The sequence below is a fragment of the Halomonas sp. SpR1 genome, assembly GCF_031010175.1.
GTDB lineage: Bacteria > Pseudomonadota > Gammaproteobacteria > Pseudomonadales > Halomonadaceae > Vreelandella.
Genome location: NZ_JAUAMB010000018.1, coordinates 36,489 through 55,821, shown reverse-complemented (window position 1 = coordinate 55,821; position 19,333 = coordinate 36,489). Strand labels below are relative to the sequence as shown.

The following is a 19,333-nucleotide window of genomic DNA, read 5'->3' as shown; positions in this document are numbered from 1 at the left end:
GGAATTGACCGCTTACGCAGAAATTCCGGTAATTTTGACTTCAGTGAACCACTGACGGTGGCCCTGACGCTTCATGTGGTGCTTACGACGACGGAACTTGATGATGGTGACTTTATCGCCACGGCCGTGGGAAACCACTTCGGCAGAGACTTTAGCACCACTGAGCATCGGCGCACCGATGTTGAAGTCATCGCCGTCTGCGACCATCAGCACTTCGTCAAACTCAATCGTTTCGCCGGTAGCGACTTCGATTTTCTCAAGTTTGAGGGTTTGACCTTCTTGAACGCGGTACTGCTTACCACCGCTTTTAATAACTGCGTACATGTCGCTCTCCGGACTGTCGTTAATGCCGTTCTAACGGTTAAACGGCACTCATCTCCTACGCTCTTGCGAGTCGTGCTCTTATCGACCTGCTGCGAGTGGCGCCCCTTTTGGAGCCATCTGACAGGGAGCAAGATGAGTGGGTCGCGGATTATAGCGACTATCTACTCTTACCACAAGACTACTGACCAATGTCAATTGCCAATGATGACTAACACGATACCTTAAACCTTGTACGTATCTTGACGCCCAACAGGCAGCCCCATAGCATGGCTCCAACGACGTAACCACAGCTACGTGAAACAACTACGTAACACAACTTCGGGCGGCACTTCCCGCCTCCATCTGCCGCGATGAACGTATCCATGACCGCTAACGCTTCCTCAGCCCAGCCTGACAGCCCAACGCCTTCACCGCTGCACGCCGTGGTGGCCGATGATTTCGCAGCCGTCAACAGGACGATTGTCGAACAGCTTAACTCCAAAGTGCCGTTGGTCGAAACCATCGGCCAGTACATCACCGAAAGCGGTGGCAAGCGTTTGCGCCCTTTATTGGCGCTACTCGCCGCCCGCTCTCTCAACTATACCGGCGATAAACATATCCCGCTGGCCACGTTGATTGAGTTTATGCACACCTCCACGCTGCTCCACGATGACGTGGTGGATGAGTCGCATATGCGCCGAGGCAAGAAAACCGCCAACGATGCCTGGGGCAATGCACCTTCGGTACTGGTCGGTGACTTTCTTTATGCCCGCTCGTTTCAGATGATGGTGGATGTGGGCTCCATGCGCATTATGGCGATTCTCTCTGGCGCCACCTGCATCATCGCGGAAGGCGAAGTACTGCAGTTGACCAATATTGGCAACCCCAGCATCTCTGAAGAAGATTATTTCGAGACCATTTTGGGTAAAACCGCCAAATTATTCGAAGCGGCTTCCCACAGTGGCGCGGTGCTGGCGGAGGCAACGCCGGAACAGGAGCAGGCACTCCAGTATTACGGCCGCTACCTGGGCCTCGCTTTCCAGCTTATTGATGACCTGCTGGATTACCAGGGCGACGCCGACGCCATGGGCAAAAATGTCGGCGACGACCTCGCCGAAGGCAAGCCAACGCTGCCGCTGATCCACGCCATGGAGCAAGGCACACCGGAACAGGCCAAGCTGATTCGTCAGGTGATTCGCGATGGCGGGCTTGAGCAGCTCGACGCCGTGCTGGAAATTGTTCACGCCACCGGCGCGCTCGACTACACCCGCCAGCGCGCCGAAGAGATGGCCGATAAAGCCCTGCAGCAGTTGGACGCCCTACCGCCCAGCGCCTACCGCGACAGCATGGCCCAGTTGGCCCGCTTAGCGGTTGATCGCCAAGCATAAAAATTGCCGCATCACGCCGCCGAGGACTTGAAAAAACACCTGTGGCTAAGTATGATCCACCTCCGTTGTTGAGCTCAGGCAAACACAGCTCGGCAACATTCGGAATATAGCTCAGCTTGGTAGAGCGCTGCCTTCGGGAGGCAGAGGTCGTAGGTTCGAATCCTGCTATTCCGACCAAAGAATTCAACGTCTTAGGCTCACTTTTTTCTAACTGCCTGAGTCTCACGTGACCAAATCGTGACTCAATACCCTCGGCTCTGCCGGGGGTGTTTTGTTTCTGGCACCTCCTTTTCATCCAGTCTGGCCACCGCTGAACGCACGTTCTCCGGTGCCAGGTGGGCGTAGCGCTCCGTCATGGCGATTGTGCTGTGGCCCAGCAGATCCCTAACTTCTGCGAGCGGCACTCCCGCTGTCACCAGCCAGGCAGCGCAGGTATGGCGCATGTCGTGGATCCGGAAGTCGTCTAAGCCTGCTTTTTTACAGACTGTGGCCCAGGTTTTCTTGATGTCTGCAATCCGGTTCCCTTTCTGATTACAGAATACCCAGGGCGTATCGGCACAGTAACGCATCCGAAACCTGAGGCGGGCCAGTATCGCCTGCCGGGCGGCCTCATTCAGCGGTACGCTGCGTCGGCGACGGGTTTTGGTGTGCTCGGCTTCCAGGTGGATCAGTCTCGCTTGAAGATCCACCCGCGCCCACTCCAGACCAAGAAGCTCGCCGCGGCGACAGCCCGTATTCAGCGCCAGCGCGATGAAGTCGGCCAGATAAACAGGCCGTTCTGGATCGCGGGCGGCCTCTAGCAGCACATCGGCCTCCCGGCGGGTGATCCATCTCACACGACCCTCCGGCTCCTTGAGTCGCCGTTTCTCGCAGGGGTTGGGTATGGCCCAATCCCACTCCTTGCGGGCGTGATTTAGTGCCGCCGACATCAAACCTATTTCTCGGTTAATGGTGCCATTGCTAACCCCAGACTTGCGGCGATCCACTATATACTGGCGGATATCACCCGGCGTGAGCTGGTTCAGGTCTCGGCCTGTGAACCTTGGATACAAGTTCTTCAGGCTCCAGATATGGCGCTCAGTGCTGCGCTCCATTCCTTCCAGCTCCTCCAGGTAAGCCAGCATCAACTCGTCGAACGTCCTTGACGGCTGCTCATCCCACTGCTTTTCCATGTGCGCTTCAAGGCGCCATTTACTTAGCAGCGCTTCGGCTTCCCGCCTGCCCTCGACGGATTTGGCGATGCCAGTCGAGCGTCTAACGCGCTTGCCGCTTGCCTCGATGTATGACGCCCAGTAGTACGGGGAGTCCGTGCGTTCGTAGATACCGTCTTGACGACGGTTAGTTTTGCGCTTCGGCATGTGCTTTCTCCTTGCACATCCGGCCCCGCGCTTGAGTCATTATGCGCGGGAGCCATATTTCGTGCCACCCAGTTGCGAGCTGCGTCGGCAGGAATGGTGATCCGGCGCCCGACCCTTACAGCCGTCAGTTCGCCATTATCGATCAGGCGACGCACCGTGCGTGTCGAGACGCCGCCCAGCTGGCGAGCGGTTTCTTCAATACTCCACAGTAGCCGGTCAGTCATGACGGGCCTCCTCCTGACCGACAACGCCATCCAGCACTAGGCGCAACCTGTCACGCTCTTCGATGAGATATTGAAGGCGTTCGATAATGGCTTCAGCGCCAGGCAGGGTGCTGACGGGGATACCAGCGGCATCAAGCGCCATGGACAGTCGGGCCATATTCAGTTCGTTCTCTCTTTCTACCACCCACTCTTCTGGCCAATCTCGCCAGTGGCACAGTCCGAGCTTCCAATCGTCGTCGAGACGATGCCAAGCGGCCAGGGTGTCGTAGGTGTCGGGCAACCAATCTTCGCGGTTGGCAGCCAGTGCGACATAGCAGCGCTCACTGATACTGAGCGAATTGATCAGCGCGTCCATGATGGTTTCATCAGCACCATTGATGGCCTTGCGTACGATGTAGTCGAGTCGTTGAGTCATGCCGATCCTCCCAGCGCGGGTGCTCCCGCTTGAAAGCTACTGGCTCTTGCAACCTGAACCCCTTGCGCCATTTTTACGCCGTTTCTATAACGTTCAAATTCAAAAGTGAACATACCGCTATCCTCATAACTTATCAGTTTCGGCTTTCAATGCTTCTTGCCATGAGACTCTCTTTTAATGATGTAATGGCCTTTTCTTGGGCCGATTAGTGAGCGTTGCCCAGGCTCTAGGTGCCGGTCGAATCTATGCCATTAGTGAACCAGCTGTTTAATCTTTGGCAGGTTATCTAGGCACTCAAACAGTGCCACTGCCTTTTCATCGTCAGCTTGAGCGAATCGATAGAAGCCTGCTTTTTTGGCGACTTCCATAAAGTTGGGTACCAAATCCCGTAAGGCCCCATTGGGAAGATTGGCAGCGCTGCAAGGTTTGCCGTTGATTAATGCGATAGCTTCAATTACTTCTAGGCGGTGGCCGGTGGATACCTCAGTAATATGGATGCGCGCGCTCTCATCATCGCAAGCGAACCAAGCAAAAGCCTCAATCACGCGACCTTTATGCGCTCCTTCCATCACTTCGGCTTTTAAATCACCCAAGGCGCTAGCGGTTTCTATCTTTCCGCCTGCCATGAGTGGACGCTGATCGTTTTCGTCATCGCCAATGATGTGAGTTGTGATGTTGAGCTTCATATTTCACCTCGCAAAGTTCTCACTTTTTAGTTGATGGTAGGGCTCGGCTGATGAATCGATAAACTGGCTGCGACTTTGCGCACCCAAATAGGCGTGTTGCCCAAGGCGAAGGTTTCGCCAGACCATGCCAACAGCAATGTGGTACCGATCACGTTTGCCATTGCCTCAGCAGCAGGGCCTGGCACGGCATTACCAATGCGCTCACGCCAAGCGCTGTCGCTTAACCCTTCAAGTTCTAAGTGTTCGCCGGGATCGACTAAGCCTTGTAGCGCGGCAAGCTCGAACGTGGTGAAAGGACGGTGCCAAGTGCCATCCAGTGAGCGGATAACCGCCACCAGCTTCTCGTTGGGCTCAGGTAGTCGTGGGTCGGCCACCGACCAGCTGCCGTTGTCGTGGCCAGCGGATGCGGAGACAGCGCCGCATGATGAATTCCAAGGCACTACGCCATAGTGTCCTGCGGTTAGATAATGGTCGCCTTTTGAACGGCTCAAGCCTGGTCGCGGATCAGCGACACCAAATGCTCCTTGGCCAGTCGTGCTAACTGAAATGACGGTGCCGGTGGATTTATCCCACGGCGTGATAGCGTACTTGCCGTAGGTGGGCCCTTTGCGACGTGGATCAGCGACAGCAAAAGCGACTTGCCCGGGCGACTGCTGGCCCGTAATAGCCCCGGTAGGGCCATCCCACCGCCGAATGCCGTAGGCCTGCCCATCCTTCCACTTGGCGGATTGATTGAAGCGGGGATCTGCGATGCTGAACGCGCCGTTTGTTGGTGTGCTGCGTCCGGCTACGGTGCCCATGGGTTGGTGCCACTGATTTACGCCCATGTAGCCAGACCGGTATTCCGGCACGATGAGGTAGTCACTGAGGTAGCCATCCTCGACCGCTAGCTTATTAAGTGATCGCCAATCGCTACCGGCCTCAACAAACGCCAGCCGTACCCACGTTTTCCACTGCAAGCGGGGCACACGGTGCATTGGCCCGGCCAACTCATCACCAGGCAACGGCATTTGACCAAGCACATCTCCCACGGCGCGTAGTGGTCGCTTAATGGTCTCATAAAGAAAGGGCGGTACCTTCTCTGCATGGCGTGCCACTAACAGAAAGCGCTTGCGTGACTGCGCTAAATGGCCGATCTCGCCGCAATCGTGGGTGGTTTCGGCAACGTGATACCCATAGCACTGGAGCATGCTGGTGACTTTATTCAGCAGCTCGCGGCCACGGCTGGCGATACGTGGCACATTCTCGAAAATGATCAGCTCTGGCGGATCATCAGCCCAGGCTTCCAGTGCTAGCCACATGCCACGAACCGTGAGCTGGTTCAGCGCCTGATATTTCGGTGTGGTGCTGCGTGTTTGCGAGAGCAGGCCACTAAACCCTTTGCATGGAGCACTAAGAAAGATGATGTTAGGACGCTGGTTGCCTGCCGCGGCTTGGATATCGGCCGGGGTGGCTTCCTTCCAGTCGCTGGGCGGCTCGCGCCCATGAAAGGCGCTGTATTGGTCGCGGCTGAACATATCCAGCACTGTGCCAGGGGTGCCGGTGAGCCGCTGAAAGTCAGCGATAGCGGCTGGATCCACATCGATGCCGCCTAAGCATTGGAACTTCGCTTCTGTATTTCCTACGCGGGCATGACCTCGGTTGAAACCGAGTGCGCCGCCGCCAAGGCCGCAGAACAGGTGGAAGTGGCAAATTGACTGGTGCGATATCATCGTTTTTCCCAAAAAGAAGCCCCACACATTGGCGGGGCTAGTAATATTGCAGTCGCTTGGCTTGATGTTGGTGCCAAGGCTAAAAAGCCACCGCGCGGGTGGCACAAATTTCATAAATTCTAAGAGGCTAAGCTAATTTTTTGGCATCATAAACTTTCTTCATAAATCTCAACCTGCCCGCTATATGCAGCTCTATTAGAATTCTTCTTCCTCGACCTTCTTTATAACTAGTGTCGAAATGCTCGATTTCAGTGAAAGAGAGTTCATGACTTGAGCAGGGGTTGATTCGAATATCGGAAAAGAACTCATCCGGCGCGCTGATATACGTATCCTTATGGAAAGGCCAAGCTCCCTTTCGCCAAACAAGTTTCCAGTAGGTTAAGATGAACGGCTTGTTTGTAAGGTTCCTTATTATAACTTTATTACCCAAGTCGGAAAGGCTAGTAAAGTTACACCCGATATCGACTCTAAACCGGGCTATCCACATTTCGTAAAACTTAATGAGAGCCAGAATTGTAGATAGTACCGCGCCCCACCACGCGATTATTGTCATCATCACACCTCTTTGCAGCTGAATCTGTGTCAGGCAAGACTATCTTAGCTTGCTTAGAGTAGGCCAACTCCCAGATAAAAGCTCCAAGCTGGGCGTCAGGCTTCGCTTGGCGCTTCTTTCAGCACTAGCCGGCCATCACCATCACTGCCTGCATAGAGAAGGCCGTCAAGCTGTTTGATCTCGCTTTTGGTAAGGTTCTTCATCTTGGCGATGCAAATGTCCTCACCTTGCAGCACGCCTTGCGGGTGACCGACACACGATGAGCCGACGCTGTAGCCGTTATCGCGCAGCCATTTCTCGGCTTCATGTTTTGCTGAAAAAGTGTCGCCATTGCCGTTAAAAATTTTCTCGTATGCCATGTTTATTTCCATACGCTAGAACGGGATTTCGTCGTTGAAGTCATCGTATTGAGCGGGATCGGGAGCTTCATACGGCTGTTGCCTTTGTGGAGGCCGCTGGCCCTGGTGCTGCTGGGCACCGTATCTCAAATTATTCGGCGGCGTCTGTTGGTAGGCACCGCGCTGCTGATTATGAGGCGGTTGCTGGTACCCGCCGTGCTGTGGAGCCTGCTGCTGACCACCGCTATCCAGCATTTGCATATCGTTAGCGACGATTTCAGTGGTGTAACGATCTTGCCCGCTCTGGTCTTGCCATTTACGTGTTTGCAGGCGCCCTTCGATGTAGACCTTTGAGCCTTTGCGCAGGTACTGCTGGGCAATCTCTGCCGTTTTCTTGAATAAGATGACTCGATGCCACTCGGTTCGTTCTTGTCGCTGGCCACTATTGCGGTCTAGCCAGCTGTCACTGGTGGCAATGTTGAGATTGGCGACAGTGGTACCGCCTTGAGTAAAGCGTACTTCTGGGTCTTGGCCCAGGTTGCCAATCAAGATTACTTTATTGACGCCTCTCGACATTTTATTTCTCCGCGGTATTGAAAAAGCTGGAGGTGTCCCCACATATAAAGGTAAGAGTTTTATTTGGCGGTTGCTGCTCTTCCAATTGCGAACTTGTTGGTACCTATCATTCTGCTCGTAGCGTTTTTCTTAGTAGTTTTTCAAATTGTTATAGAGTCGAAAAAGCTGAGTATTAGCCACGGCAAGGAGGGTAACATCATGTTTGAAGCAAAACGTTGGACTGTTAATTTAGTCAAAGGTATATCCACTGTCGTTACTGCAGTCTTGATTAATATGGTTCCTACAAGTTCGTACATGAGCACACTGGAGGCGTTCGTCACGAGCGCTAACCAAATAAAATTCGTATTTCATGCAGACCGGGGCTATTAAATAGCCCCTTATTTCCATGGGGTAAAAGTACCTAACAAGCACTCGCTCTCTGGCAAGCCGTCCGTCACCAGCTTGGCGAACTCGGCGGCGATCTCTTCTTTGGCTGCATCCAGTGCGATAGCGCGTAAGCCAAACGATGGCCCGCCTTTGGTCTTGCTGGATACGCGCATTGCCAGCGTGCGCTCTGTTAAGCCCTCGTAGGGTGTTAGCTTCCAGTAGATAACGGCAGGCAAGCGTTCGGCGTTCTTTACGGTGACGCTGTTCATGACGCCAACTCGACTGGAATGCTCCTGCTTTTCGCTCTCAATGTTGGTGAGATCTTCTAGGCTGACTTTCCGGAAGGCGTGAATTACCTTGCTACGCTCCAGTGCTTCTCCTTTGCTGTTTTCAAACGCAATCAGATGGCCCCAATCTTCTATCAGCTCGACCATTTCCTCCTTGTCGAAGGTGCAGCCGTCGGCGTGTAGGTAAGCGGTGAATTCTGGCGTTTTAGGCAGATTCAATGTTGCAGAATGATCGCAGTGGCCAGGGTGCTCAGTAATGCCGATATCCAGATAAGAGCATGACGCCATGGCGTCGCGGTCGATAAATACCGGCGCTTCACTATGGCGACCTGCTACGTAGGCAATAACATCTTTCAGCCCCTTGGTTTTGAATTGCCCACGAAAGCGGCGGCGCTGGTCTTGGTACTTCTCCATATCCACCAGCTTGAAGTTGTCGCCGACGATCAGCGCGTGACCTTCGGCGGCTTCGGTGCCGGTATTGTGACTGGCTTCAATATGCTGCAGGGCTTCTTTGGTCAAAGACATTAGTGCTTCTCCTGGTACGGATTTTTATCACGGTAGGGGTGGCCGATCATGTCGAACTGGTTCTTGGGTTCCAGCGTCATTTCGCCGCCGGTGTTCACGCACATGACCGTTTCGGTGGTGTGTTCTTCCGACTGTGTGCCGTGTTCGGTCGGAATCTTGAAGGCCAGCTTGTGGGTGATGCCGACCCGGCTGACGGAGTCAACGTTCTCGACTGTCAGGTCAATTGATACTTTGGCTTTATTTTTCGGGTTGTCCGTCGCCGATGCTGCTGCGTGGCTAAGGACTTTACCCAGGCGTTCAGCCAATACGCCGCCGTCCAAGTCCTCGATGAACTTGGTCACATCGGTAGGATGTGACATTGTGAGATACCTCATTAAGAATTGAGCTTGTCTAAATTGCGCTGCCCATTTAATTTATGGAACGGGCTTTCTACTAATAACTGGTGATGGGGCGTTAATATGGGTGCTACATTTAGAAACAACGAAGATGAGTACTTCAGCTATCCAAAAGCTGAAAAAGTGGCAAAAGAGGGTTCTAAGTACGTCGTATATGATGGGCCTGGGAATGTTTTGGGCGCACATCCAGTGAACACTATTGTAGAATTCACCACTGACCAGCCCTTAAAGAAAGACGAAGGTTGAGTTAACCCTATTAGGCAGCCATAAGCTGCCTAATAGCTTTTTGATATCCATTCCATTTTTTCACACCCTCAAGTTCCAGAGCACGCAGCTTGGCTTGATCGGCCAGCAGCTGGTCGTATTCAGCGCGGCTTATGGTGACCGTTTCCGGCTCTTGAGCTAGATCCGTGCCTATCCACTCGGGCTCTATTCGCTCGGCAGCGGCGGGTAGTGGTTCTGGTTCCGGCGTTGGTTGGGGCGCCGGGGCTGGCGGAGGATTGCGCTTGTTTTCCTGTTCCGCTTTGAAGCGGCGTAGCTCTTCCAGCTCTTTGCGCTCGGCTTCGCGACGTTCGTCCTCTTCCCGAAGGCGGCGGCGTTCGGCTTCTACCTCGGCCTGCTCGGCGGCTAGGCGTTCTTTCTCCAGGATTTGGCAGTGCTGCTCACTGATCCGCTTCAATACTTCAGCTTTGGCGTCCTCGGCCTCATTGGTCAAATCAAAGTAGCCATCGGTATCAATCGCTACGGCTGCATCGTGTAGCTCGGCGAGGCCAGTGGAATCCAGCCCCTCAGCGGTATCCAAGAAACTCCAGATTTCGACGTTGATACGCTCGCGTAGCTTGGCGATGCGCTGTTGCTTCTCACGTTCGGCGCGCTCGTCTTCGTGCTGTTTGGCATCTTTCAGTGGCTGTTCAATCGCCTGCAGCTTCTCCACCAGGTCTTTGCCGTAGCCGTTTACACGGTCGATAAAGTCGCGGTGGGGCTTTGTGATTTCCTTGCGCAACTTTTCAGTGCTGGTTCGGTAGGTGGTTAGCTCTTTGATGCCTTTCTTGCAGAGGGCGTAACCTTCTTTAGTCTGCACATTGGGCACGGTGCCGTATTGCTCTCGCAGCCCTACCAGGGCCTGTTCAACGGCATCCAGTTTTACCAGTTCGCCTTTGTAGTCGGTGTTGGGGGCTGCGTTAGTCATGGGTCGTTTCCTCTTGGAGTTGCTGAGCTTTTTCCTGTTTGGCTTTTTCCTGCGCGGCATATACGCGGGCAATGCCTTCGTCCCTGGCCTTGATGATCATTTGTTGGCCTTTGTCAGGCTCAACACGGGCCATGCTGGCTTTGTCCGGTAAGCGGCTGAGAATGCCGTCAGCGGCTAGCTCAATGCTTTTGGGGTGGGGGATCTTGTCACGTAGGGTGCCGCACTCTCGCTTGAGCCAGTCCGCATACTCCTGGCGGTACCTCTCAATTTCGGCGTCTTTATCTTCTGCCACTGCGATACGTGTCGCGGCCTGTTGGGCCTGGATGTAATCCTGATTATCGAAGCGGCCGTAATAAACGTCAGCGGCGAAGCCTAGGAGCGATAGGCATTTCTTGATGGCGTCGGTCACCGACTTTTTAGGTGCTTCGCCATCGGTTTTCCATTTGCCGGTACCGGTGCGATAAACAGCGCGGGTATGGCCAAACTGAGTAACTTCGCCATGCTCGCCGTGCCAGCGGTACCAGAGTGCCAGGCGAATAGTGTGGGTTTGCTCGTGGGCGATTAGCTCGCCTTTAGTGCCTAAAACGGGAGCGCCGATGTCGTAGCGCTCATCTTCGATGCGGTAGCCCCAACCGATGCCCATGGGGCCGAATAGCTTGGTGGCTTGCTCGATGACGTACATGGCATCCAGCGTGGTGATTTGCTGGCCATCCACGTTGGCTTCTTTAACGGCCGTGGTCGGCGTCTTTTCGACTTCACGCCACAGCGCTAAGTGGTCGGCGCTATCGACCACGCGATAGCGCCCGGAAGGCACGCGGATGCGCGGCTTCTCGCTGGTGGGTGTCATGGTTTATACTCCTTAACGATCTATCTCGACGTTGATCAATGGCTCGCTCCCTGTGTCCGCAGGAAGCGGGCCTTTTTATTGATTGAGCGCTCGCCATTCGTCTAGCGCTTCGCGAGCCTCGCAAAAGGGCTCTGAAAGCTCTGTCATGCCGTCTTGGCAGCTGGCGACCAACTGAACGGTTAACTCTGAAAGGGCTTTCGCCATACGCTCGGCGCTTTCGTGATGCTCCTGGGCGGCAACTAGCATTCGCTCAAGCTCAATGTGATCGCGCCAGTTCAGTCGCTTGCCGCCCTTCGTGACGTGATAAACCGCGTTGCCTGTATTTTCGTCCCAGCCAGCTTTGCCTGTTGTTCGCCAGTCGCTCATGCGGCTCTCCTTTCGGCTTCGTTTTCTTCCAGTTCCCGTTGCTCATCTTCGGCAACGTCTTTGGCCCAGGCGTACAGCACCCGCTGGCCTGATAGCGGCTGGATATAGGCCTCGACCATATCCGCGACGGCGGTTTGAGCCGTGAGTTCATCTACTGCGCTGGTGAGGTCGCCGACTTCATCCAGATAAGTGGCAAACTTGGCTACGCCTTCAGGATCGCCGTCGTGAATGGCTTCGGTGATCGACTCGGCGCGGAGCTGAATTTGAATTTCGCGTTTCATGGCGCCCTCCAAATCTGCAACAACGGCTTAGCAGTGCCTGCACGGCGGCTTGCATAGGCTTCCATGCGCATTGCGTTGGCTCGGTCGATGGGGTCGTTTAAGTCAGGCTGGAAAGGGCGGCTTGCCAGTGTGGGGTATTGACCCACAGCAAAGCCCTTGGCGCGTCGCTGAGCGCGCTGCTCAATGTTTATTGCGTTCATGGCGGGTTACCGTGGTTAAGAGGTGTTGCTGGTGAAGGGTGAGGAGGTGTGCTGTTATTCCCAAACTTCCCGCAGCTCACGCTTTAGCTTTCGTTCGGTTAGCCATTGGTCGATATCACGGCGCCGCTTATAACGTGATGAGCCTCGCTCATCGTTAATAACGCGGCTCTGTTGCTTGGTAATGGGTAATAGGGGCTGTTCTTGCATGATGACCTCCATGGTTACGGCGTGCCGCCTCCAAGCGCAGTGCCAATGCGGTTTATGAAAAAAGGGGTGAAGCGGCACGGGCATGGCGACTCTGTGAGAGGCCATGCCAAAAAGAAGCCCACCGGGCGGTGGGCGAATGGGTACACTTCCCTGTGCGGGTGCTACATCGGTGGTATGCCCTCTCTGAGGCATACCGCTTTTAACGGAAAAGACATTTCCCGATGACCCCTGCGCATGCCAAGGGCCAACGTTTCCCAGTACTTCGACAGCCCTGGATGGCGTACTCCTAGCGAACTCTCGCGGCGTTACCCGCTACGGCTGGCTAGGCTCATCGTGTTCTTAAAGAGCGTGGCCTGTGAGGGCCTGAATGGCAGTTTTACTCTTGTGGCTAACACCCGGCTTTTCCCTTTAACGCGACCGAACCTGCCGGCAAAAAACGCGATGACATATATAATGTCATATAAACATATTAGCCAACCTATGGCATATTTCAAGCCTAAAAATGTCCAAAAGACATATTTTTTTGTAAGAATAACTTACAAAAAGTTGATATGGGTTACTTAGCTAGAACAGTGAGGCGGGCACCCAACGCCAGGCATTAGCCCAGATGCCATTGCCTTGGCAAAGCTCCCATTCGCCCGCCCCTAGCGTTTCCAACGCCGTAGAGAACGCCACAACCGGGAGCCCACGAGCCACCGCCAACCGACATGCCCGCCAACTGCCACGCCCCGGCTGTACGGCGACCAGCCCGCTTGACGCTTGGCCAACGACCTGGACAGCACGTTCCGCTAGCCGCGCACGCAGTGGCATATGAGAGCCTCCGCCCGACCACCAGGACACGGCGCCGCCATGCGCTGCAAACGCCTGCACTTCAGAAACCGCAGACACACCACATGCGCCCTGCCCATCTGGGCCGAATGCTGCAAGCACTTGGAGAGATGACACCGGCACACGACCAGTTAGCGCCGCGGCAACGGCGGCGCAATCTGCGCCAGCGGCGCAGCCGGTAACCAAGAAATGGCCGTGCTTCACCAATGAAATGGCGACCTGAGCAACCTGATCAGCGCCAGCGGGCGACACAGAGCGCCCGCCGACGATGGCTACCCGGCCAGCCATGCCAATGCCCCGCGAACTTGTGCGAGCGACCAGCCTGCAGGTACCACAAGTTTGATTTCAGCCGGTGCTTGAGTGCGCTTACCGGGCCTTGGCCAACATTGCCAGCCCTGACGATGCAACACCCACCAGGCAGCGACTGCCTGGGCCCGTGAGCCGACTGGAATACACACGCAGGCGGGTGCCGGATTGCTGCCCTTGCGCGCCATACGCTGTGCCCATACCCAGCCGCCATGACAATGCTGCTGAACGACCCCGGCCCCGTAATTGATACCCCCGCTAGCGAACGCCATGATTCACCTCACATATGCCTATGTACTGTATATAAATATAGCATAAAATAGCCATTTTTTCCAATAAAAACAGCACTTTACATGGAAAATACACCGCGCGAGAACGTAGGCAAGCTCAACATCGCGGGGGCCCCGCGCGGGGGTTGGCGTGGGGTTCCGATGTTGTGCTTGCCGGAGTGAAGCGCCCACGCTGCCCCCACCGGGGGCGGGGAGCGGGGGTATGCGAACCGCCCCCGGATGCCTCGCTGGCGAAGCGGGTTTTGGGGTTCGCCGGGGCAGACTGGGAAGAAAAAGCGGGCGCTTGCGCCCACTGTTATGGGGTTGGGGTTCGACGAAGGCGCGTGCGAGGTACGAGCTTGCGCCGTAGTGGGGTTGAGGTGGAGCGTGTGAGGAACGAACAGGCGGAGCCGTCAGCGCGCGGAGCGCAAGAGCACGAGGGATGCGCAGGGTGGCGCCAGCCAGCCCGAAGGGCCGAAGCCCGTAGCAGCCCGACCGCTAGCGAGGGACGAGCTGGCGGGGGTGCCCAAGGCCACGACCTCCCGTGCTACCAGTCGGACATGGAGAACTCGTCAATCATGATATCTCCACGCTCCATGCCCCAGACGCCATCCCGCTCAAGGTCTGGAATCAGTCTGGTGAGCAGCTCTTTAGACAACATGCCCTCGAAGTCGCTAAGCACCTCAACATAGACATCAACTGGCTCGAGGTCAGCGGCAGCAAGGTCTTCGATTGAGGTTTTCTGGATGAAGCGGTGTCGAAGTATTTCCCAAGCGACCAGCCGAATATAATGCTCGAATGCTTGAGGAGCCGCCTGTTTCAGGCCGCGGGATAAGTTATCCAAGTCATCGGCCCAAACCAGTTGCCCTGGATAGGGGTGGTGTAGCTTTTCTATTAGCGATGGCCAGCTTTGAAAACCGGAGAATTTAGCGATACGCGCGAGACAGGCTGTTTGCTTATCAGCCGAAGAAAGCTGCTGCTGCTTTCTGGCAATGCGCTTGAGAATGGAGATGTAGGTGTTGATCGGGAGAGAGTGGTACATTTTTCGTCAGTTCCTTTTGCGGCACTAAATATGTAGCCGACCCGCGAAGCCCCAAGAGTGCCTTAGGAGTGATGACGAAACTTTAAAGAATGGCATGCGAATGCTTTACCGACGGCGGGTCTGATGGGATTGCCTGATCCCTTGACGCAGATACTCGCTATTGGCGGGCATTATGTCAATGAGCGGCGGTTAATTTATATATGTCCAAGGTGGCTATCGCATGTAACCGCCGATAGTGCAGCGCCTAGTTTATTCGAACTCTTCCTGAGCAGCTTTGCTTCCTACCCGCCTGTGGCCTGCGGCTCACGCCGCGCAGACGGTGCCAATCAGGCTCGATCTCCAGCGCCGGTGCCCCAATCTCAACCGGCGAGCGGCCATAGACGATCACCAGACTCGGCTGAAGGCGCTCACACATAGTCTCGACACCAGCACGGTAGCGCTCCACCACATGCGTCCTACGGGTGTCCGGAACGCCGATGCTGACGATCTGGTCACGCGGGATGCCATCGAAACAGTAGGCAAAGCTCGCCTTATCGCTCCAGTTCACGGTAGGTATCACACGTAGTCCCTGACTCTGCCACCAGCGGCCCAGCCATCGGCTACGGTAAATGTTCCATTGGTTCACCACCGCAGGCCACTGTGGGTAGAGACTGAAGTCCGGCGTTAGCGCGGCCCAGTACCGGCGTAGGTGATTCACGGCAGCGTTGGGGCGATTCCATGTCGTCTCGAAGCGGTAGTCGTCGAGGTAGAAGTGACACAAGTCGCGTACGTCGCGACTGCGCTTGCTGCGGTAGGGTAATAGACGGAATTCTAGGGGCAGGTCAGTGAAGGTTTGCGGCATCAGATCAGGAATGCCGAGCGGCGAGGTGCTGGGGAACACCTCGCGGGTGCCGGTGGTGTCCCAGCCACCAGGCTTGCAGCTCCAGTCTGGCGGCTGGCTGAAGGATTGCGGCATCTGTGTCCGCCTTACTGCTTGGGCTTAGCGTCGTTGCCGCGTCCGCCGTCAAGATGAGTCATGGGGAATCCTCCTGCGTGCTGGATCACCACCAGCAGCGTTTCCAGGCCATCAACCGACCTCGGATTCTGCCCATCCCGGGGTTGGTGTCGGCATGATAGTAAATCTCTCCGTCAGAGCGACGGATCGCCTTGCTCATGGCGTTGGCTCGATGATTAAGGCGTGATTCTGGCATGCCAGTGGATCGGAAAAGACAGATGATCGGAATGCCGACTGGTGGCTGTGCATGTTCGAAGGTTGTGTAACTGCTGGTCATAATGTATCTCCTGTCGCTTCTCAGCGAGTGGATGGGGTAACCTTGCGTCTTTTACTGTAATTCAATCCAGTGATTGGTGCCAGTCCGTCAGTCGCGACAGCTTGCCGTTGACTGCTTGAGCATAGCCTCCTCCCTAGTAGTCGCCACTCACGACCTCGTACACACTGGAGCAGAGTGGGCTCGTCGAGCGCTTCTTCCGATGATTGCAGTTTGAGTGAATCTAACATGGGCCCAGCCAGAGCGGTCATTGGCCTTTGGATCCGGCACTACAACGAAGAACGATCGCATCTGTCCCTGAGCTATGCGGCACCCACGCACAACCTTTTTAGCAGCTTGGGGGACGCAGAGATCTGGAACATTACGCAAAGAAAAAATCCTTTATATTTAGATAATTAAGTTAAAAACGATGCCGCTTTTCTCTTTTTTCGAATAGATATAAATCCCAGTTTATGTTATGTTACATATAGCACATTGACCCAAGGTAGCCACATGAGTATAGGAAGCAGTGGACGCATAGTCGTTGAGATTGACCCCGATCAAAAAAAAGAGCTTTATTCAGCCCTTGCTCACGAAGGGTTATCTTTGAAAGAGTGGTTTATTAAAAACATGAACACCTTTTTAGATAATAAAAACCAAATATCATTAGATTTCTCTAAAATAGAAGAAAGCATAATTATTAATGATGCTTCTTTGGAAACAGCAACAGCCCCTACCAAAGAACATCTCGATAGAGACGCCTCTGCAATAAAAGTAGGCGAAAAACTAAACGAAATCGATTGGAGCTTTATCAAAAGGAAGATCCAAACCCCTCTTGAAAAGATCCACCCCTATCCTGCAAAGTTTATTGGGGATATACCGCGGGAGTTGATCGCGAATATCCCTATCCCCGAGGGTACTGCTGTTCTAGATCCATTTGTGGGGTCTGGCACCAGCTTAGTAGAAGCGCAGCGCGCCGGACTACCTTCTATCGGGATAGATTTGAACCCGATTGCCTGTTTAATTTCTCGTGTTAAAACATCACAATATCCTGAAGGTTTACAGGACGCCATTAAAAGCGTATTAGATATATCAAAAACGAAAAAAACACATAGAAAAAGTGAAATTCCCAACATAAATCATTGGTTCAAGCCAGAGATTCAAATTGCTGTGGATGCAATAAGCAGCACTATTTCACAAAAGGAATACACCCCTTGGAGAGATCATTTAAAACTTATCCTCTCTAGCATCTTGGTGCGTGTATCGAATCAAGATAGTGATACAAGATATGCCGCTGTAGAGAAAAACATCAAATATGATGATGTATTCAGGCTCTTTGAAAACTCATCTGATAAGCTTATAAGCTCCCTTGGAAAAAGGAGCTGGAACCTTACAGAATCCGAGGTCTTAGAGGCCAATACACTAGAGGTTTCTCCAGAGCAAATAAAGCAACCTATAGGTTTAGTTGTTACGTCGCCTCCCTACCCTAACGCATACGAGTACTGGCTTTATCACAAGTATAGAATGTGGTGGCTCGGGCACAACCCAATTTCAGTTAAGGAAAAAGAAATTGGGGCTCGCGCTCATTTTTTCAAGAAAAACGGACATACCCCTGAGCTCTTCTTAGATCAAATGTCTTCTACTTTTTCATTGTTGGATAAAGTTTTAGTCCAAGATGGTTATGCCTGCTTTGTTGTAGGCAGATCAAAAATCCATGGCCAAGTGATAGACAATGGTAATATTATTCAACAAGCAGCAAAGAATCATGGGCTGTCTTTTGTTACACGTATAGAAAGGGATATTTACTCTCAACGAAAGTCATTCAACCTCTCCCATGCCAACATCAAGACTGAATCTATTTTAGTTTTTAAAAAGGTGGCCAAATGAAACTTTTCTGGCATCAGTACAAGTATTTCCCATACGAAAAAGAACTTGCTCGCCGGGAAGTTTGTAGTTTACTTTCTCCTGAGGAAATTCATGAGGTAGATGGCTCTATAGAGATTTCAGCCCCGCAAAACACTACACTTGCCAATAGGCTGGTCTATTTTAAAGAATTCGAGAGCAACACCAGCAAAAATAAGACGCAGCAATTTTTATTAGAATCAGGCACAGTTAATGGTACAAAACGTCAATCGACTCGTTACTCTGCGCATGGACTGCATGAATACAAAGGGAAATTCAATCCTCAAATTGCGAAAGCAATGTTGAATATTTTTGGAGCTAAAGAAAGTGATAGAGTACTAGATCCTTTTTGCGGGAGCGGGACATCACTTATTGAATGTATGCATCTTGGGCTGAGTTCTGTAGGAACAGATATCAACCCATTAGCTGCGTACATTGCTAATGCAAAAGTCTTATCCCTCTGCACACCAGCGCAGAAAATAATCGATGGTGCAAAAACAGCAGCTGAAATAGCCATTAATAATATTCACTCCATCAATGAAAACAATGAACGATCTAATTACCTATTATCTTGGTTTCCAAGGGATAATTTCATAAAAATAGAAAGCCTGAAATTAGCTTTAAAAGAGATTGACGACGATGTGTCAATCATATTGCTTTCTATCGCCTCCAACCTTCTACGTGACTATTCATATCAGGATCCCAATGACCTAAGAATTAGACGAAGGAAAACTCCTTTACCTGAGGTCTCGTTCTTTCAAACATTTCTAACGGCAGCTCAATCTTTTACAGACAAACTCAAACAATCACAAAAAGTACATGGAATCCTTTCAAAGAGCGGGGTTGCACTTAATCAGGACTGCACTGGAATTGATCCTAGTGGCGAATTGAGACCAGAAAGCTTTGACATGGCTATTACAAGTCCACCATATGCTACAGCTTTACCCTACATAGACACTCAGCGCTTAAGTCTAATATGGCTAGATTTACTTTCTCCGTCAGAAGTTAAAGAGCTAGAGGCAAGGCTGATTGGTAGCCGAGAGATTCGTGGGGCTAGCAAGAAAGACTTGTTATTAAAGCTGGAAAAAAACGCTTCGAACATCCCTGAACATGAGGCAGATCTTTGCACAAAGCTTCAAAGTGCACTAACTGAAGATGACGGCTTTAGAAGACAAGTTGTACCAACATTACTTTATAGATATTTTTCAGGCATGTCAGACGCATTCAGCTCAATACGTGAGCTCGTTAAGCCTGGCGCCCCTTTTGGATTAGTTGTTGGTGGTAACCATACGGTACTAAGTGGGATTCGATTTGACATAAATACTCCACAGCATCTTGCCAACATTGCTACAGAGAGAGGCTGGAAGCATATGGAAAGCATACCCCTTCAGACCTATAAAAGGTATGGGCTTCACCAAAACAACTCAACTAAAGTTGAAACATTAGTCATACTTAAAGCAATATGAGCAATTAGGCCAGGCTATTGCCTGGCCTTTTTTCAGTGAATCTTGTGATTAAATCAC

24 protein-coding genes, 1 tRNA gene and 1 pseudogene are annotated in these 19,333 nt (G+C 52.9%); 6 read left to right on the top strand and 20 right to left on the bottom strand.

Annotated features, from left to right (window positions below; genetic code table 11):
* Positions 1 to 12 precede the first annotated feature (12 nt).
* Complete coding sequence (gene rplU / locus QT231_RS13945) at positions 13 to 324, bottom strand: 50S ribosomal protein L21 (RefSeq protein WP_035582831.1); 312 nt, start codon at positions 322 to 324, stop codon at positions 13 to 15.
* 362 nt (positions 325 to 686) lie between these two features.
* On the opposite strand from rplU, the gene ispB reads away from it, so the two are divergent.
* Both ispB and QT231_RS13935 read left to right on the top strand, forming a co-directional pair.
* Positions 687 to 1,691 (top strand): octaprenyl diphosphate synthase, encoded by a 1,005-nt coding sequence (gene ispB, locus QT231_RS13940; protein ID WP_308337464.1) that lies wholly within the window; start codon positions 687 to 689, stop codon positions 1,689 to 1,691.
* A 100-nt stretch (positions 1,692 to 1,791) separates the two neighbouring features.
* Positions 1,792 to 1,868: transfer RNA gene (locus tag QT231_RS13935), tRNA-Pro, on the top strand.
* Between the two features lie 65 nt (positions 1,869 to 1,933).
* On the opposite strand, the gene QT231_RS13930 is transcribed toward QT231_RS13935, so the two are convergent.
* From QT231_RS13930 to QT231_RS13895, 9 genes and pseudogenes are all read right to left on the bottom strand, one after another.
* Positions 1,934 to 3,049 carry a tyrosine-type recombinase/integrase gene (locus QT231_RS13930; protein WP_308337463.1) on the bottom strand — a complete coding sequence of 372 codons (1,116 nt, stop codon included), beginning with the start codon at positions 3,047 to 3,049 and terminating at the stop codon, positions 1,934 to 1,936.
* A 74-nt stretch (positions 3,050 to 3,123) separates the two neighbouring features.
* Positions 3,124 to 3,273, bottom strand: a pseudogene (locus tag QT231_RS24320) (excisionase family DNA-binding protein); the annotation flags it as partial.
* Complete coding sequence (locus tag QT231_RS13925) at positions 3,266 to 3,688, bottom strand: hypothetical protein (RefSeq protein ID WP_308337462.1); 423 nt, start codon at positions 3,686 to 3,688, stop codon at positions 3,266 to 3,268. The pseudogene QT231_RS24320 and the gene QT231_RS13925, both read right to left, overlap by 8 nt.
* A gap of 251 nt (positions 3,689 to 3,939) precedes the next feature.
* Positions 3,940 to 4,374 carry a hypothetical protein gene (locus QT231_RS13920; RefSeq protein ID WP_308337461.1) on the bottom strand — a complete coding sequence of 145 codons (435 nt, stop codon included), beginning with the start codon at positions 4,372 to 4,374 and terminating at the stop codon, positions 3,940 to 3,942.
* A gap of 26 nt (positions 4,375 to 4,400) precedes the next feature.
* Positions 4,401 to 6,086 carry a DNA cytosine methyltransferase gene (locus QT231_RS13915; protein ID WP_308337460.1) on the bottom strand — a complete coding sequence of 562 codons (1,686 nt, stop codon included), beginning with the start codon at positions 6,084 to 6,086 and terminating at the stop codon, positions 4,401 to 4,403.
* A 648-nt stretch (positions 6,087 to 6,734) separates the two neighbouring features.
* Positions 6,735 to 6,998 (bottom strand): hypothetical protein, encoded by a 264-nt coding sequence (locus QT231_RS13910; RefSeq protein ID WP_308337459.1) that lies wholly within the window; start codon positions 6,996 to 6,998, stop codon positions 6,735 to 6,737.
* Between the two features lie 15 nt (positions 6,999 to 7,013).
* A complete protein-coding gene (gene ssb / locus QT231_RS13905) occupies positions 7,014 to 7,553 on the bottom strand; it encodes a single-stranded DNA-binding protein (protein ID WP_308337458.1) in 540 nt (179 codons plus the stop codon).
* Positions 7,554 to 7,930: 377 nt separating this feature from the next.
* Positions 7,931 to 8,731: a DUF2303 family protein gene (locus tag QT231_RS13900; RefSeq protein ID WP_308337457.1), complete on the bottom strand. Its 801-nt coding sequence runs from the start codon at positions 8,729 to 8,731 to the stop codon at positions 7,931 to 7,933.
* Positions 8,731 to 9,090: a hypothetical protein gene (locus tag QT231_RS13895; RefSeq protein ID WP_308337456.1), complete on the bottom strand. Its 360-nt coding sequence runs from the start codon at positions 9,088 to 9,090 to the stop codon at positions 8,731 to 8,733. Before QT231_RS13895 ends, QT231_RS13900 begins: the two co-directional genes overlap by 1 nt.
* Positions 9,091 to 9,189: 99 nt before the next feature.
* Here QT231_RS13895 and QT231_RS13890 point away from each other — a divergent pair, with 99 nt between their 5' ends.
* Positions 9,190 to 9,372 (top strand): hypothetical protein, encoded by a 183-nt coding sequence (locus QT231_RS13890; RefSeq protein ID WP_308337455.1) that lies wholly within the window; start codon positions 9,190 to 9,192, stop codon positions 9,370 to 9,372.
* A 10-nt stretch (positions 9,373 to 9,382) separates the two neighbouring features.
* Here QT231_RS13890 and QT231_RS13885 read toward each other — a convergent pair whose 3' ends face one another.
* The 10 genes from QT231_RS13885 to QT231_RS13840 form a co-directional block, all read right to left on the bottom strand.
* Entirely contained in the window at positions 9,383 to 10,315 is a 933-nt protein-coding gene (locus QT231_RS13885; RefSeq protein WP_308337454.1) for a hypothetical protein, read from the bottom strand.
* A complete protein-coding gene (locus QT231_RS13880) occupies positions 10,308 to 11,162 on the bottom strand; it encodes a hypothetical protein (RefSeq protein ID WP_308337453.1) in 855 nt (284 codons plus the stop codon). Before QT231_RS13880 ends, QT231_RS13885 begins: the two co-directional genes overlap by 8 nt.
* A gap of 75 nt (positions 11,163 to 11,237) precedes the next feature.
* The gene (locus tag QT231_RS13875; protein ID WP_308337452.1) at positions 11,238 to 11,528 is read right to left on the bottom strand and encodes a hypothetical protein; all 291 of its coding nucleotides are present in this window, start codon (positions 11,526 to 11,528) and stop codon (positions 11,238 to 11,240) included.
* Entirely contained in the window at positions 11,525 to 11,809 is a 285-nt protein-coding gene (locus tag QT231_RS13870; RefSeq protein WP_308337451.1) for a hypothetical protein, read from the bottom strand. Before QT231_RS13870 ends, QT231_RS13875 begins: the two co-directional genes overlap by 4 nt.
* Positions 11,806 to 12,009 (bottom strand): hypothetical protein, encoded by a 204-nt coding sequence (locus QT231_RS13865; protein WP_308337450.1) that lies wholly within the window; start codon positions 12,007 to 12,009, stop codon positions 11,806 to 11,808. Before QT231_RS13865 ends, QT231_RS13870 begins: the two co-directional genes overlap by 4 nt.
* A gap of 54 nt (positions 12,010 to 12,063) precedes the next feature.
* Positions 12,064 to 12,216: a hypothetical protein gene (locus QT231_RS13860; protein ID WP_308337449.1), complete on the bottom strand. Its 153-nt coding sequence runs from the start codon at positions 12,214 to 12,216 to the stop codon at positions 12,064 to 12,066.
* A gap of 564 nt (positions 12,217 to 12,780) precedes the next feature.
* Positions 12,781 to 13,332: a DNA-processing protein DprA gene (locus tag QT231_RS13855; protein ID WP_308337448.1), complete on the bottom strand. Its 552-nt coding sequence runs from the start codon at positions 13,330 to 13,332 to the stop codon at positions 12,781 to 12,783.
* The gene (locus QT231_RS13850; RefSeq protein WP_308337447.1) at positions 13,317 to 13,622 is read right to left on the bottom strand and encodes a hypothetical protein; all 306 of its coding nucleotides are present in this window, start codon (positions 13,620 to 13,622) and stop codon (positions 13,317 to 13,319) included. The genes QT231_RS13855 and QT231_RS13850 overlap by 16 nt, the downstream gene beginning before the upstream one ends.
* A 544-nt stretch (positions 13,623 to 14,166) precedes the next feature.
* Complete coding sequence (locus QT231_RS13845) at positions 14,167 to 14,661, bottom strand: hypothetical protein (RefSeq protein WP_308337446.1); 495 nt, start codon at positions 14,659 to 14,661, stop codon at positions 14,167 to 14,169.
* A 244-nt stretch (positions 14,662 to 14,905) separates the two neighbouring features.
* Positions 14,906 to 15,616: a DUF4417 domain-containing protein gene (locus QT231_RS13840; protein ID WP_308337445.1), complete on the bottom strand. Its 711-nt coding sequence runs from the start codon at positions 15,614 to 15,616 to the stop codon at positions 14,906 to 14,908.
* 2 nt (positions 15,617 to 15,618) lie between these two features.
* On the opposite strand from QT231_RS13840, the gene QT231_RS13835 reads away from it, so the two are divergent.
* From QT231_RS13835 to QT231_RS13825, 3 genes are all read left to right on the top strand, one after another.
* The gene (locus tag QT231_RS13835; RefSeq protein WP_308337444.1) at positions 15,619 to 15,774 is read left to right on the top strand and encodes a hypothetical protein; all 156 of its coding nucleotides are present in this window, start codon (positions 15,619 to 15,621) and stop codon (positions 15,772 to 15,774) included.
* Between the two features lie 647 nt (positions 15,775 to 16,421).
* Entirely contained in the window at positions 16,422 to 17,795 is a 1,374-nt protein-coding gene (locus QT231_RS13830) for a DNA methyltransferase (protein WP_308337443.1), read from the top strand.
* Positions 17,792 to 19,276, top strand: a complete 1,485-nt coding sequence (locus QT231_RS13825) for a DNA methyltransferase (protein WP_308337442.1) — start codon at positions 17,792 to 17,794, stop codon at positions 19,274 to 19,276. Before QT231_RS13830 ends, QT231_RS13825 begins: the two co-directional genes overlap by 4 nt.
* Positions 19,277 to 19,333: the final 57 nt, after the last annotated feature.